A 15266-nucleotide genomic window follows, 5' to 3' on the forward strand; every position below is an offset into this window, starting at 1 on the left:
GCCAGGGGAAATGGAGATATCTAAAAGGTTTCAGATTAGCACTTTAATAGCGTGGATTGTTATCGTTCCTCCTGGCATCTTTCTTGCATTCAGGTTATTTCCTTCAATAGAAATAGAATGGCTGAATTTGAGCATTTTGTTTGCGCTGCTATTCGTGACGATGATAATGCCTTTGCAATTGAAAAAGATCACAGTTTCATTTGAACGCTGGATTACCTTCACCATTTTTTTTCAATACGGTGTATTCGCGGAAATGGCTTTTATGCAGATTGCACTGCTTATCCTAGTATTTAGCACGAAATCAGATTTGCCGCTTTTGCATCGTTTTTTTGTGAATTCGCTTATTTTTACACTTGTCTCATTAGCAAGTGGAACTCTATTTCATTATGCAGGTGGAGTAATAGGGTCGACAGATTTTTTGGACATCTGTCTATTCGGGCTTGTTTACGCGATTAGTTATTCGGTTATAAATAGTGTTTTGATGCAACTCTATTTATATTTTGAAATTGGCATCTATTCATTTAGAGAAAAGTTTGTTGGATGGGATTTTGCTTCTACAATGTTGTTACTTCCGTTTAGCATATCCCTTTATTTTTTAAATTTGCAATTTGGTAATCATGCGATATTTTTGATAGGCATCCCGTTTCTTCTCGTATTATTAATCGCAAGGATGTATAATCGGTCCGATAATTTGAATGACAAACTGTCTTCCGCGGGTATAATCGGGCGTGAACTTGCTGAGCGATTGGGCTTTGAAGATGTTATCCGGACATTTATCCAGAAACTAGAAGATGTGGTCCCTTATGATAATGCTTATGTTTTAGATCTTCGAAACGGCGAACATTTGATCACGTTGATGGCTTCTGAAAACGGGGTTATTACCAAAAATATGAATGGACTTTCATTCAATTTAGAAAAAACTGTGGACGATGGATTGGATACCGACAATCCGAAAATATTTTCGACTAAAAAGGAAGCAAAAACACTAAATAACTTCAAATTCCTACAGTCGGTGGAAAGTGTCATGACTGCTCCAATCAAGCGGAATCAGAAAACGGAAGGATTTCTGATACTAACTTCCAAGCGGAAAAATGTATTTCAAGCAATGGAAATGAAAATTGTTGACGTTTTGACTGGATACTTTGCAATTTCATTAGTAAAAGCGCGTTATTATGAAAAGACTGTCGAGCAAAGTGAACGATGTGGTTTAACCAAATTGCATAACTTCCGTTACCTAGATGCAAAGTTGGACGAAGAAATCATCCGATTCCATACTGGAGATATCAATTCACTTGCGGTTTTAATTCTAGATATCGATCATTTCAAATTAATTAATGATACACATGGACATCAGAGTGGAAATGACCTTCTTAAGGCACTTGCTAGACTGCTTGAACCATTTGTTCCGATGGACGCAACACTTTCACGATACGGAGGAGAAGAATTCGTTATCGTCTTACCGAGTTATGGGAAAAGTGAAACGATACAACTCGCTGAAGAAATTCGTAGAGAAGTGGAATCATCTATATTCCGCATCATTCCAGATTTATCTAAAAAACGAGAACCCGTTGATGTTCATATGACCGTCAGCATTGGTGTTGCTTGTGTCCCTGAGGATGCGGGAGATGCGAAAGAGTTGTTGCGTAATGCGGATCGAGCCCTTTATATCGGTGGAAAGCAGGCGGGTAGAAACAAGGTTGGGGTTTATGGGGAAAAGGAGATTGTGAGTATTTGACACAGTGAGACGAATTGAAGATACTAAAATCTAAACTTAATGAAAGAGCCAACGAAAAGATGAATTTTCTTTGGCTCTTTCTGATTTAATTACTTTCGGTCCTTTTCAAGCGGTGGATCAATTTTTCGGATAATCGGTTCAGGCTTGTTTAGTTTTAAAAAGTTTTCAATTAGATTAGCGTCATAAATGACTTGGAGACGGGATGGGCTATTTTTTTGTATAGCGACACTTTGATATGTGCTATTTGAAGATTTACCTCTAATAGCATTTAAAACAATCCTACTTGCTGAAATTCCACCCTCAATCCTAATGTTTGAACCAACGCCGTACATTTCGAAGTTTTTCTGACTGTAAAAGAACCCTTTAATCGTACTTGGTTCATCCCGATCCACGGAGTTATTTGCTATATAAATATCACCCGTCGCAAAAATTATGAGAGTACCAGTACTTCCATCATTTAGTTTTTTTCCGTTTATAGAAGAAAATCGTATGTTTACATCCCCATCAACGTACATGAGAGCGTTACTTTCTAGGTTGGCACCTTGAATCGTTACATCTCCGTTTACATAAATAGATCCATCTAGCTTTATATTATCGCGAGAATTAGGATTGTCTGTTTGGACTTTATTTCCTATAGTCAAGTTATGCTGACTATTCTTTTGGGGGGGAGCAGATCCAACAAATAATCCGTCTTTAAAAGTATGGTCCCCTTTTACTATAGTTAAGCTTTGTTTTACTGCCATTTTATTGAAGTTGTTAGTATTAGTCATTGAAAAATCAAGATTATCGTCTAATGACGTTTGCTTTCCACTAGATTCACCTTTTCTCCGTGGTAGCAAATTCGAGAACGGCTTATCAATACCTGATATAACTGTCGAGTTCGTAATATCCAAGTATTGCCCACCATGCTTATTATCAAAATAATATAAGTCTTTTTTATCTGTAATACCAATAGGGCTTATAGTCGGATCGCGTTTGACAATTCTTGGCGCTAATTTCTCGTCAAACAAGTCTTTTGGTTCTGTCCGTAGAGAAAAACCGCTAGTATTAAAATTATCTTTTTTAATATAATTATCGTAGCCACTTTGACTTCCATTACTGCTAGGTTTTGAGACGACCTTATACATACTTTTACCTAAAACAAGTTTCGAAGAAGTCGAATGTTCAGAAGGGTATGCTCTAGGAAGTAGGCTTGGTTCCCATTTATATGCAGCAGTTCCGTGATCATAAGAAATTAAATTGCCATCTACCTTAATATCTCCATGAATATCAGAGCTCCCATGCAATAATAAGTTACCTTCTCCCTCTTTTGGGGTTTTCGACATAATATTTGTCCCAATCGCATATTTCATTGTCTCGGGAAATGCTTCTGCACCTATTTCAATAGTACTCGTTAGTATTCGTTTAGCAGAACCAGATTTCCCGATACTTTCAAAAGTCACAAGTTTACGGAGGTCACTGACAACGTCATTTTTATCTTTCACATCACCATCCGGTTTTTTAATGCAGGATCCAAATTCGCCCGTACTTCTTTTTTCTAATATTTTAGTTTGAGATGAGCAAACATATTTATTTAATGTTTTCAGAAGTTCCTTACTAAAATCATCTCTGGGTTTACCATCTTCACCTAAAAAAAGGGTCAATTCCGAGTTTATTTTCGCTACAAGGCCATCAATCCCCGTTTCTGCCAATGCCTTAGCTTGTACTGTTTCCTTTCGGACATTATTCTTCTTCATCCCATCAGATGTGAGTGCCAACATTGTCATCCCGAGCACGGTAAATAGTATGATAATCACAAGAGTGATAAATAATGCATATCCCTTGTCACTTTTTAGTAGCCTCATAAACTTTGCTCCTTTATATCAATATCATTAATCGTTCTGATAACATTTTCGAACTTCATTTTCTTTGGTTTATCGCCTGTTAGCTTTAGCTCGAAACTTATTTCATATTGATTAGGTTCAACAAATGTGATGGTTGGGTTTGGAGATAATTTGATGGAGCTATCTTTCGCATGGATAACTGTGTCTGACAGGATTAGCTCACCGTTGATAAAACCGGTTTTTATTCCATTGGGTTTAGTAGGGACCTTTTTTATTAAGAAATAATTAGCTGTACCATTTGCTGGTAAATTGTCTTTATTTATTTCCGATTCTTTCATGACATACATTTCTTTTAGCATAGCGGCCATCAAATAATCTGCTTCATCCCGTAGCTTTACTTCTTGCTGAATGGTGGTCGCAGTTTTTAAACCATTAATAAGAATTGGGAAGGTTAGTCCTGTAATAATGACTAAAATAACTATGGCGCCAAGCAGTTCAATGAGTGTCAAGCCCGCTTCAGTTTGTACCCGTTTGTCCATAAGTCACGTATCCCTCCACCGAATAACTGATTTTCTTGTTTATGTTTTTGACTGTGACAATAATTCTAATCAATTGAGATGTACCTTCTTCAGAGTTTTGTGAGGCTTTTACATCGATACTATATTTTTTTTCATTCAATAAGATGGAGTAGAGAGCCTTACATTCTTCCGAACTACAATTTGACCATGTGTAAGATTTTTCTTTAGACTTGCTTACGAGGTACAGTGGTTCTGGTTTGTCACTAGGCTTCTCTATGTAACTATAAGGATCTACTTTTAATCTTTCTAATGTCGCATCCGCAAGATTTATGACGACCAGTCTTTCCATGTTTGAATCGGACATCTTCTTAGAGTTGATTAGAAAGGGGTAGAAACTTAATAGAACGATTGAAATAAGGACGAGGGAAACGACGACTTCTAATAGTGAAAAACCTTTTTCTGAGTGCATATCTACCCTCCCTTTAGGACTATTACTATAATTACCAATATGATAACATAATAGTTATTGTAAATCTCTATCTTTTAACTTATTATTAGGATATAATCTAGAACAAAAGATATAATTTTGTAAGGTAAATTTAAAATAATCATTCGCATTCGGGTCTTTAGTACTGTTTTATTTAAGAATGAACTATTTCCGTGTGTAGGAGGGTCTTTATGTATAAACGTTCAATGAATACTAGATTTATAGTGCGTGTACTTTCAGCTAGTTTTATTTTATTATTATCGGTGATACTATCTCTTTCGACTGTTTTCGCTTCATCTGGAGGAGAATTATCGACTATCGCAGGGAATAAAATCGATTCGAAAGACAAGAAGGAAATTGAGCAGATGTTGTTACAAAAAGTTCTTGAGTGGAAAGAGTCTTCCTTATTGCTAAAAACGACCAATGGGGATATGGAGCTTGACACGTCTTTATTTCATTTTCATATGAAGGAAACAATAAACGAGTTTGAAGTTCAGACAAAAAAATCATGGTATCAATTTTGGAAAAAGAAAGTCCACATCGATCTACCGATTCAGTTTTCTATAGACGAAGAAATAATCGAGCTATTGAAAAAGGATTCAGCTATTTCAGTCGATGAAACGATGGATCAATTGAATGAGGAGATAGGTTACCAGTTGACTAGTGTTATACAAGCCGTTCAATCGGAAAATAGTGCTGTAGAAGAACGCATCGCGTTAGTTGTTAAGGAAGTTGCGGTGAATAGAAATTCACTTGACCTTATTCTGCAAGAGTTGGACGGGCTTAAGATAAACCCGGAGGAAAAGACTTCCTATCTAGAGTCAGTGACGGATATAAGTGAACTAGGGGATCAAGATACACTTGATTACATGGCATCTATTATGTATTCGCTTATTTTACAATCCAATTACATTGTGTTGGAGAGACATGCAAGCCCTGTCAAATTACAAACCTTTTTACCTGGAACAGAGGCAAACGTCAATCAATTGATGAGCAAAGATTTGATTTTCAAGAATCCAAATATAGTTTCGGGAACTTTTAAGTTTACGATTGTAGACAATCAGTTAACAGCTGAATTGCTATCTATTCCGCTCGATGTGAGAATAGAGTCCTATCAAGTTGAAGAACAGGAAGTTAAACCGAGGACAATCTATCGGTATTCGGATAAATTACCTTTATACGTTGAAGAGGTTATAGAAGTGGGTGAATCGGGAGTCAAAGTGTCTACATTCCGAATGACTTCTGAAAAACATGGCTCATTTGAAACAGAAGAACTAATTAGTACAGACTTTTATCCACCGACCCATCGAGTCGTCGTAAAATCCTCTAAGCAACTTGAAACTGAAAGTGAAGAACTACCAGCCGGAGAAGATGGGGCGAACTTGGGAACAGGTAATTCAAAACAACCAAGTGAAATACATGTTACCGATGAAGCAGGTACTGACTCGAGTTCGGGTGGGGGTATAGATTCATCATCAGGTGAAAAGGTTGAAGGGAATAATGAAGAAGTAGAATACGATAAAGGTGGCAATATTATCAAGCCGTCTGGGAAGTAAGAGGCGATGCTCCTATGATCAAACGAAAACGAATAGGTGACCTGCTTGTCGATGCTGGAATCATTACAGAAGTGCAATTATTAAAGTCGCTTGCTGACAAGAGAGCTGAAGAAAAAATAGGAGATTACTTGATACGCGAAAATCTTCTTACGGAACAACAGATGATAGAAGTATTGGAATTTCAGTTAGGCATTCCACATGTTCACTTGAGTCAGATTCCTATTGAGCCGGAAGTGCTAAAACTGATTCCGGAAGAGCTTGCAAAAAGGGCTCATGTAATGCCAATAAGCCGGGAACGCAATAAACTATATGTCGCAATGGCTGATCCTATGGATTACTTTGCCATCGAGGAAATACGCCTCACAACGGGTTATCATGTCGAACCTCGTATCTCATCTAAAACCGACATTTATCGAACGATAACTAAATATTACGACTTGCAACAATCCATGGAAGATGCAATGAGTGACCTTACTCTTCAGGAAGTGGCAAACGATGCGGAATTGAACGACGAAGAATCACCGATTGTGCGACTAGTTAACCAGATTATTGCCAATGGGGTTGCTCAAAATGCGAGTGACATCCACTTTGACCCCCAAGAAAATGAGTTGCGGATTCGTTACAGGGTCGACGGTGTCCTACGTACGGAAAGAGCCATTCCAAAACATATGCAAAATGTTATTATTGCTCGGGTTAAAATTTTAGGGAACTTGAATATTACTGAAAACAGAGTTCCACAAGACGGGCGAATTAAAACCATCATCAACTTCCGCGCAATCGACATTCGTCTTTCATCACTTCCGACCGTTTATGGCGAAAAACTTGTTATGCGGATTCTAGACATGGGAAATGCATTGAATTCGATTGACAAATTGAACTTTTCAGAACCTAACCTAGCGTTGTTCCAAAAAATGATTACTACGCCAAATGGAATGGTTCTTGTTACAGGACCTACTGGATCAGGTAAATCATCAACTCTCTATGCTGCACTAAGTACGTTGAATACGGAAGGTGTAAATATTATCACCGTTGAAGATCCTGTCGAGTACCAAATGGAAGGGGTTAACCAAATTCAAGTGCGTGACGAAGTTGGTTTGACATTCGCTTCTGGATTACGCTCAATCTTGCGTCAGGATCCTGACATCGTCATGATTGGGGAAATCCGGGATTTAGAAACGGCGCAAATTGCGGTTAGGGCTTCATTGACAGGCCACCTGGTTCTGAGTACATTGCACACCAACAGTGCGGTTGAATCCATTGCACGACTGAATGATATGGGAGTTGAACCATTCTTACTTTCGTCTTCGTTGGTTGGAATTGTTGCCCAACGTCTCGTCCGTAAAATATGCAGGGACTGCGGTCATACCTACACGCCGGATGATGCAACGCTCACTATATTCCGCCAGTACGGCATTGAGGTAACTCAGCTTAGAAAAGGCGTGGGTTGTCCTTCATGTAATGGCACTGGCTTTAAAGGAAGAATTGCCATCCACGAAGTTCTGCCCATTAATCGGGAAATCAAAAACATCATGATGACATCCATGAATTCGAATGATATCAAACAACAGATGAAAACAGATGGCATTCAGACGATGATGGAAGATGGCCTTTTGAAAGTTGAAAAAGGAATCACGACACTTGAAGAAATTTTGCGAGTTACTACGGTCGAATAGGTTGTGAGAAAATGGATTATACAGTAAAAGAATTGATGAAACAGGCGTTCAACGAAGGTGCATCCGATATCCATTTGACTGCTAATCTCCCCCCGGTATTCCGTGTCGATGGGACGTTGATTCAAAAAGGGATAGAACCTCTGGCGACAGATAACTTACGGTCCATGGTCGAAGAAATTACACCAGAACGGAAACGTAAGGAACTAGAGGAGGTTGGCGAAGCAGATTTCAACTTTGCTTTAGAAGATACTTGTCGATTCCGTGTCAACGCCTTTAAGCAAAAACAATCTTATGCATTAGCGTTAAGGCTTATATCGACAAAAATACCTTCGTTGGATGAGCTTGGTATGGGATCTGTTTTTAAAGAGCTAGTGGAACAAAGGCAAGGGCTTATTTTAGTAACGGGACCAACTGGATCAGGTAAATCGACGACATTAGCAGCAATGATCGATCATCTCAATAAAAACTTCTCAAAGCATATCATTACACTTGAAGATCCGATTGAATATTTACATACCCATCAGAATTCGGTCATTAATCAGAGAGAAATCGGCTTAGATACCGCAAGCTTTGCAAGTGGATTACGGGCATCCTTACGGCAAGATCCCGATGTCATACTTGTTGGTGAGATGCGAGATTTGGAAACAATTTCAACTGCGATTACCGCTGCAGAAACGGGTCACTTGGTGTTAGCCACATTACATACGAGTACTGCGGCTTCCACAATCGATCGAATTATCGATGTCTTCCCACCAACGCAACAAAACCAAGTTCGGCAACAACTGTCTAGTGTTATACGGGGAGTTGTTTCACAACGGCTGATTGCGAAATCCAGAGGAAACGGGCGCGTTGCGGCGACTGAAATTATGATCCAAACGCCGTCTATTTCGAACTTGATTCGCAGTGAAAAGATTCACCAGATTCCGAATGTCCTCCAAACCAGTAAGGCACAAGGCATGCACACAATTGAAATGGATGTGCAACGGTTGCTGACTGCGGGGATAATCGACCATGATCTAGCAAAACCTTTTTTCACAGCAGGTGAATACAGATGACAGTTTTTAAATACAGTGGTCGAGCGAAGGATGGATCACATAAAAAGGGTATTATCGATGCGCCAAATGAGGGTAAAGCAATAGAAGTTTTGCGTGCAAAAGGTATTAATCCAAGAGAGATTCAACCATCAAAAAGTATTCTACATAAAGATATTGGAATGGGTGCGACTGTAAAAAACCAAGATTTCGTCATTTATTGTCGTCAGTTCGCTACTTTGATACGTGCAGGCATTTCCATCGTTGAAGCGACCGGAATCTTAGGTGATCAGACAGCCAGCAAACCTTTGAAACATGCATTGCATGAAGTAGAAGTCGATATCCGAAGCGGAACTCCGTTCTCGGATGCTGCAAGAAAGCATAGCAAAATATTTCCGCCGTTATTCATTAATATGATAAGCGCGGGTGAGGCAACAGGTAGTTTAGAAGATACATTGGACAGGTTAGCAATCTATTACGAGAAACAGTACACATTAAAAAAGAAGATTCAATCGACACTAATGTATCCTGTGGCTCTTCTACTTATGACAGTCGTCGTTGTCATTTTCATGATGATTTTTATTGTGCCTCGGTTCACATCTATGTTTGCAGATTTTGGAGCAGAACTTCCTTGGATTACGTTGTTTGTTCTTGGCATGAGTGAACTGATACAAAATTATTGGTGGGGCGGCTTATTACTTGTTGTGGTGGTTGCGATTGTTTTGATTTATTTGCAGAAGAATAGTGAGGTATTTCGATACAACGTTAGCTTATTGTCGCTGAAAATGCCGGTTTTCGGTAAGATGCTTCAAAAGGCGGCCATTGCACGGATGACGAGAACTTTGTCATCATTATTCAGTAGTTCAGTACCCATTTTAAACGCGTTAACGATTGTTGAAAAAGTGGTAGGTAACCCTGTTATCGGACAAGTGGTGTTAGAGGCACGTGCAAGTTTAGAGCAGGGAGGGACATTGACTGCCCCTTTGAAAAAAAGTTGGATTTTCCCTCCGCTAGTCACACAAATGACTGCAATTGGGGAACAGACCGGATCGCTTGACTATATGCTTGAAAAAATTGCGGATTTCTACGAAGACGATGTCGATCGGACAGTCGATACGCTGAAGGCGCTCATCGAACCGTTGATGATTGTCGTACTAGCGGTTGTTATCGGTACAATCGTCCTAGCTATTATGGTTCCGATGTTCAGTTTGTTTGAACAGATATAAATATAGATAGCTAGATTAACCATCTGAAAGGAGGTGAGAAAGAAAGATGGAAGAAGTTTATACCAATGAAACTACAGGGGGAAATAAAATGAAGAAATACACGAAGCATATGAAGAATGAAAAAGGGATGACATTGATTGAGCTATTAGCAGTTATTGTAATTATTGCAATCATCGCGGCGATTGCTGTGCCGGCTATTGGCGGAATTATTAATAATTCACGTGATAAAGCAGTGTTGGCGGATGCGAGTAATATTTTAGCAGGGGCTAAGATTGCGAACGTTGATGGTGCTTGTACAGTGGAAGCTACAGGGAATGTGAAGTGTTCTCAAGAACAATTAAAAGGACACGTTGAAAATGTTAAAGCGACTGCCGGAGTATACAGCGCGAGTTATGATGCTGCTGGAAAAATATGGACTGTTGTTTATCCTTTAATTAGTGGTATTAAAAATGATAAATATAAAGTAACTGGTGATATAACAGAGGCGAAACTAAATGCAGCTATGGAAGGTAATTCTACTCCTGTAACTGGAGGTTAATCAACGAACTAATACGATCTCTGCAGCAGCCCAAACTGCTGCAGTCTTTCAGTTTTCTTCTCGAGCAATCGATTCTATCGTTCGCTGGATAGGTATACTGAAGTTCAAGGAGGATCCACATGTTCAAGAAACTAGGGAAAAAACAATTTGTTTGTGTCGAATTGAACGACTATGTGTTCAGACTTCTATATAGAGAGTCTACTGAAGAAAATAGTTATTACGTTCATGAAGTAGCATTGGATGGTGGACTCGTTTCACATGGTCAACTTGCTAATGAAATGGAGTTATTTGAATTACTAAAAGAGAAATTAAGTGGATGGAATATGCGTAAAAAAGCTGTTCGATTTTTCGTACCTGATCAATCTGTTCTTATGCGGCCTATCGATTTGCCTGAGGAGTTGTTGAATACTAATCTCAAAGGGTTTGTTGAGATGGAAATTGGTAACTCGATTCATCTGCCGTTTGAAAATCCGCTCTTTGATGTGCACGACCTAGATCCAGCTGATGGTAAAGCGATTCTTTTTGCTGCACCTGACGAAGATGTAAGGAGGCTCTCTGATTTATATGATGACTTATCTCTTGTGCCAGAAATTGCTGATATCCGGATGCTTGCAAATGGACGATTTCTGAATAAGGTAGATCTTTTCTCATCCAATCAATCGTATGTAGTTGCAGATTGGACGATTAATGGTCTTTCGATAGGGATATTCACCAATAATGAATTAGAATTTTTACGTTTCCAAGAAATTGAAAGTGTTTCTTCACAGTGGAAGACGAGTGAAATTGAAGAGGACCGATTCCTATTTACGTTCTCAGGTGACCCAATCGATTATCGTAATCAGTTGATTGACCAAGTAATGGAAGTTGGTCGGATTATTAACTTTTACCGCTTCTCACTCCATAAAGGTGAGCGCAATATTGAGAAGATTATTCTCATGGGGGACAATCCTAAACTGGATTTCATCAAAGAACAAATCGAAGAAGTCCAAGAGCAGGAAATCATCGTTATCGATGATACGTTTATTCAAGGATTGTATCCGAATTTGAATGGAAGACACGCGTCGCTTGTCGGTCTTGCATTAAGAGGAGGCGTATAAGTGGTCGCTGAAATTAACTTACTACCTAAAAAAGAGAAAAAAGAACTTAGTGGAAAAATGTACATAATTGTTTTAACTGGTATTTTTATAGTTATTGCACTGTTTTTTTTCTATCTATTTTTCGCTAGTAAAGCAGAACGGACGCTGGTGAATGCAGAACTCAATCAAATACAGGCAGACATTGTAACCTTGCAAAGTGAAGTTGATAGTACGTCAACTAGCGAATCAAATTCCAGGCAATTAGCTGTGCATTTCACGGAAAGTGTCTCGTATCCAGTCTCGCCAATTATTCTTGAAGTCGATTCATTTTTGTCGTTACATACGTATTTACGAGATTATGAGTTTGAGGAACAGTCGGTTTCGTTTCAAGTCGATTTTGAAGACAAGACGATGATCGCACTATTTGTTTCGAATCTTTTGACGAGTCCACTATTCACCGATGTTAAAGTAGATGAAATCACTTCGTTCAGTCCGGGAAATGAATCAACTGAAGGCATTTCTGATGATTTTGATGAAATGCCGCGCTACTCAACGTACTTCACGCTCGATATTGACAGTTCCAATTTACAAGACAAGGGGGAAACACGATGACATCGAATCGCAATTTACCCTTTGCCTTATTGACGATACTTTTAATTGCCTTGTTGTTTGCATTTTATTTCTATTTCATTAAACCTGTTAAAGAGGAAACGAAATCCGCAGAAGTGTCGCTTACTACTGCAAAACAGGAAGTGAAAACGTTACAAGCTCGTTCAGAAGCGATTGAGTGGGAAGATGATGATGCAGGTGAAATGGAACTCATGAAAAGACTGCCGAAGAACCGTGAACTGCCGGATGTCATTCAACTGTTACAGGAAGCGGAATTCATTAGCGAATCTAAAATCCAGTCGATTGTATTTAATGATTATGACGGGAATATACAGGACTCTAATTTAACCGTGCCTGAACCTGAATCCGAAACAGCGGGTGAGACGGATGAAAATCCAGTGGACGCATCGGTTGATGCAGCCGAGGGCGACGTAGCTACTGATCAGACACCAGTTTCAGAAATTGCACAGGTTTCTTTACCTGAAAATCTGATGTTGTTAACACTTGAAACAATAGTAGTCCATAAAGATTATGAACAATTCCTTCATTTTATAGATGAAATTGAAAAGAATGATCGAATTATAAAAATCGATTCTGTAAAGTTCAGTCTGCCTGGCGAGGAAACGGGATCTGATAACTTGGAAACAATGTCATCAACTATTCAACTGACAACTTTTTATCTGAAATAACCGTAAGAACACATTACTTGGAGCGTGTGCCTATTGATTTGTGTATACACAACTTTATTCTTCATCTACGGAATCGTATTCGGCTCGTTCTTCAACGTTGTTGGCTTACGTATTCCGAAAAAAGAGTCCATCGTGTCACCGCCTTCCCATTGCACAACTTGTGACCGGAAACTGGGGGTTCTTGACCTGATGCCGGTCTTTTCTTACATCTTCTTGAAGGGGAAATGTCGGGGGTGCAGGTCAAAAATCAGTGCCATTTATCCGTTTATGGAGTTTGTGACGGGTGTTGCGTTTGCGCTGGCATTTTATATGCTCGGTTTTAGCGCAGAACTTATCGTTGCAATTTTGTTTATGTCACTTCTTGTCATCATAACGGTATCGGACATAGCATATATGCTTATCCCCGATAAGGTGTTGTTACCGTTCGCTGTTGTGTTGTTTGGGGTCCGACTGTTCATTCCCCTAGAGCCGTGGTGGGATAGCCTGTTAGGGGCTCTAGTGGGCTTCGGGGTCCTTTTTCTTATAGCGGTTGTGTCGAAAGGTGGCATGGGTGGCGGGGACATCAAGTTGTTTTTCGTTATCGGTCTTGTGCTGGGTACGACGAATACACTTGTGACACTGTTTTTAGCGGCGTTCATCGGGTCTATTGTTGGGCTTATCGTGTTAAAACGGACAGGGCAAGGACGAAAAACACCAATCCCATTCGGTCCCTCGATTGCAGTGGCTGCTGTCATCTCTTATTTCTGGGGAGCTGATTTTGTCGCTTGGTATGGCAATCTATTCTATTAAGTCGATAAATTTATTGGAACAAGGCGACATACGTCTTGTTCTTTTTCATGTCCACTCTGATACGGTTAACTATAAAAGTACCTTGGTTAGGGCAGACTTATGCCTCAAGCAACTAGGCGCTAGATAAACTTAAAACGGGGTGGTCAGCAATGAAATTCGGAAAACGTTACTCGAAAGGGACAGTTTTCATGGCGATGCTTCACGGTGTCCTCATAGGTGTCGCAGCTGTTGCAGTGATTGGTCTACTACTTGCTGGGACCAAAGGGAAAGACGATGTAAAGACCAGCGGCAAAGAATTAGCCGCATCGGGTCCAGCACCTGTTGAAAATTCAGCAAAGCCTGATGAAGAGCCGTTACAATTATTTGCAAAACAGCATGGGGCATTCTCGTCCTCGGAATCTGCAACTCTATTTATTGCAGAAGATCCAACTCTATCGAAAGCGGCCGTTATAAAGGCGGCCGATAAATACTTAGTTTGGACCGCTGTTGGATTGACGGAAAATGAGATTGATTCTAGTGAGTCTGAAGGTACTTATCGGAAAACATTCAGGGCAGATACCTCATCCTGCGGGGCAATCGGTGCAGGGAAATTGCGTGAGGTCCTCATGCAAACAGAAATAGCCAAAATTAATAATTTGGACGAAACTACAAAGGAGGGGAAAGATGATGATAAGACAAAAGGTTTTTACAAGAATATTACCACCATTACAACATTTACGAAGGATTTACGTGTCGTTAGATTGCTTCTTCTTTCCCAGTATTCACATACAGAAAACTGCGTTAAAATCACTTTTTGAGGCTTGAAAAAGGGTCGGATTTGAGTTGTGAGGATTTTGAGACAATTTTCACAAATCCTTTTATCCAGTATGATTGGCTAAAGGGGGAATTACTAATGAAATTTACAGTTGTTAAACCAGTTATTCTAGCTTCAGCATCTCCGCGCAGGAAAGAAATTCTAAGTTTGCTTGGCTTCCCGTTTACAGTCGTGCCAAGCAATGTGGCTGAGGATTTAGCTGTAGAAAATGACGATTTTGAAGGCTATGCACGGCAACTTGCCGCGATGAAAACGCAGGCAGTAGCGAATGATAAGCCCAATTGTATTGTAATCGGAGCGGATACGATTGTTGTGCATGAAGGCAAATTATATTCGAAACCTGAAAGTAATGAACAAGCGCAAGTATTTTTAAAAGAGCTTTCAGGGAAAACGCATTCAGTTATAACAGGCGTTGGAGTATTTATGGATGATAAGATATGTACATTTTCCGTCCAGACAAAAGTTACTTTTCGTGAACTTGATGATATGTTGATTAACGCATATGTGGAATCCGGAGATCCAATGGACAAGGCTGGCGGATACGGTATTCAGACGGCTGGCGCATTATTGGTCGATAAAATTGATGGTGATTACTACAATGTTATGGGATTGCCAATTGCGAAGTTAACTGAGTATATACGGAAGCTGGGCTGTATGGAATTGAATGGTGGTGTATCATTCATTGACAATTGATCTTCAGCC

15 protein-coding genes are annotated in these 15266 nt (G+C 39.6%); 12 read left to right on the plus strand and 3 right to left on the minus strand.

What is annotated here, in order from left to right:
* Nucleotides 1–10 precede the first annotated feature (10 nt).
* A complete protein-coding gene (locus H7992_RS10015; protein WP_187047452.1) occupies nt 11–1735 on the plus strand; it encodes a sensor domain-containing diguanylate cyclase in 1725 nt (574 codons plus the stop codon).
* An 89-nt stretch (nt 1736–1824) separates the two neighbouring features.
* On the opposite strand, the gene H7992_RS10020 is transcribed toward H7992_RS10015, so the two are convergent.
* From H7992_RS10020 to H7992_RS10030, 3 genes are read right to left on the minus strand one after another with little or no spacing between them, the layout of a single operon-like run.
* A complete protein-coding gene (locus H7992_RS10020; RefSeq protein ID WP_187047453.1) occupies nt 1825–3579 on the minus strand; it encodes a hypothetical protein in 1755 nt (584 codons plus the stop codon).
* On the minus strand, nt 3576–4097 hold the full coding sequence (locus H7992_RS10025) for a pilus assembly FimT family protein (protein WP_187047454.1): 522 nt from the start codon (nt 4095–4097) through the stop codon (nt 3576–3578). The genes H7992_RS10020 and H7992_RS10025 overlap by 4 nt, the downstream gene beginning before the upstream one ends.
* On the minus strand, nt 4075–4545 hold the full coding sequence (locus tag H7992_RS10030) for a prepilin-type N-terminal cleavage/methylation domain-containing protein (RefSeq protein ID WP_187047455.1): 471 nt from the start codon (nt 4543–4545) through the stop codon (nt 4075–4077). Before H7992_RS10030 ends, H7992_RS10025 begins: the two co-directional genes overlap by 23 nt.
* Before the next feature lie 209 nt (nt 4546–4754).
* Here H7992_RS10030 and H7992_RS10035 point away from each other — a divergent pair, with 209 nt between their 5' ends.
* From H7992_RS10035 to H7992_RS10085, 11 genes are all read left to right on the plus strand, one after another.
* Nucleotides 4755–6119 carry a G5 domain-containing protein gene (locus H7992_RS10035; RefSeq protein WP_187047456.1) on the plus strand — a complete coding sequence of 455 codons (1365 nt, stop codon included), beginning with the start codon at nt 4755–4757 and terminating at the stop codon, nt 6117–6119.
* A 14-nt stretch (nt 6120–6133) separates the two neighbouring features.
* The gene (locus tag H7992_RS10040) at nt 6134–7792 is read left to right on the plus strand and encodes a GspE/PulE family protein (RefSeq protein ID WP_187047457.1); all 1659 of its coding nucleotides are present in this window, start codon (nt 6134–6136) and stop codon (nt 7790–7792) included.
* Between the two features lie 11 nt (nt 7793–7803).
* On the plus strand, nt 7804–8847 hold the full coding sequence (locus H7992_RS10045; RefSeq protein WP_187047458.1) for a type IV pilus twitching motility protein PilT: 1044 nt from the start codon (nt 7804–7806) through the stop codon (nt 8845–8847).
* Nucleotides 8844–10049, plus strand: coding sequence for a type II secretion system F family protein (locus H7992_RS10050; protein WP_187047459.1), 1206 nt, complete (start codon nt 8844–8846; stop codon nt 10047–10049). Before H7992_RS10045 ends, H7992_RS10050 begins: the two co-directional genes overlap by 4 nt.
* An 88-nt stretch (nt 10050–10137) precedes the next feature.
* Nucleotides 10138–10587 carry a prepilin-type N-terminal cleavage/methylation domain-containing protein gene (locus tag H7992_RS10055; protein ID WP_187047460.1) on the plus strand — a complete coding sequence of 150 codons (450 nt, stop codon included), beginning with the start codon at nt 10138–10140 and terminating at the stop codon, nt 10585–10587.
* Nucleotides 10588–10706: 119 nt separating this feature from the next.
* The gene (gene pilM, locus H7992_RS10060) at nt 10707–11684 is read left to right on the plus strand and encodes a type IV pilus biogenesis protein PilM (RefSeq protein WP_187047461.1); all 978 of its coding nucleotides are present in this window, start codon (nt 10707–10709) and stop codon (nt 11682–11684) included.
* The gene (locus H7992_RS10065; protein ID WP_187047462.1) at nt 11685–12275 is read left to right on the plus strand and encodes a hypothetical protein; all 591 of its coding nucleotides are present in this window, start codon (nt 11685–11687) and stop codon (nt 12273–12275) included.
* Nucleotides 12272–12961 (plus strand): hypothetical protein, encoded by a 690-nt coding sequence (locus H7992_RS10070; protein WP_187047463.1) that lies wholly within the window; start codon nt 12272–12274, stop codon nt 12959–12961. Before H7992_RS10065 ends, H7992_RS10070 begins: the two co-directional genes overlap by 4 nt.
* 33 nt (nt 12962–12994) lie before the next feature.
* On the plus strand, nt 12995–13750 hold the full coding sequence (locus tag H7992_RS10075; protein WP_187047464.1) for a prepilin peptidase: 756 nt from the start codon (nt 12995–12997) through the stop codon (nt 13748–13750).
* Between the two features lie 149 nt (nt 13751–13899).
* Nucleotides 13900–14547, plus strand: a complete 648-nt coding sequence (locus H7992_RS10080) for a hypothetical protein (protein ID WP_067208126.1) — start codon at nt 13900–13902, stop codon at nt 14545–14547.
* Between the two features lie 95 nt (nt 14548–14642).
* Nucleotides 14643–15257 carry a Maf family protein gene (locus H7992_RS10085; protein ID WP_187047465.1) on the plus strand — a complete coding sequence of 205 codons (615 nt, stop codon included), beginning with the start codon at nt 14643–14645 and terminating at the stop codon, nt 15255–15257.
* Nucleotides 15258–15266 lie beyond the last annotated feature (9 nt).

Origin of the sequence: Sporosarcina sp. resist (genome assembly GCF_014302295.1) — a bacterium.
GTDB lineage: Bacteria > Bacillota > Bacilli > Bacillales_A > Planococcaceae > Sporosarcina > Sporosarcina psychrophila.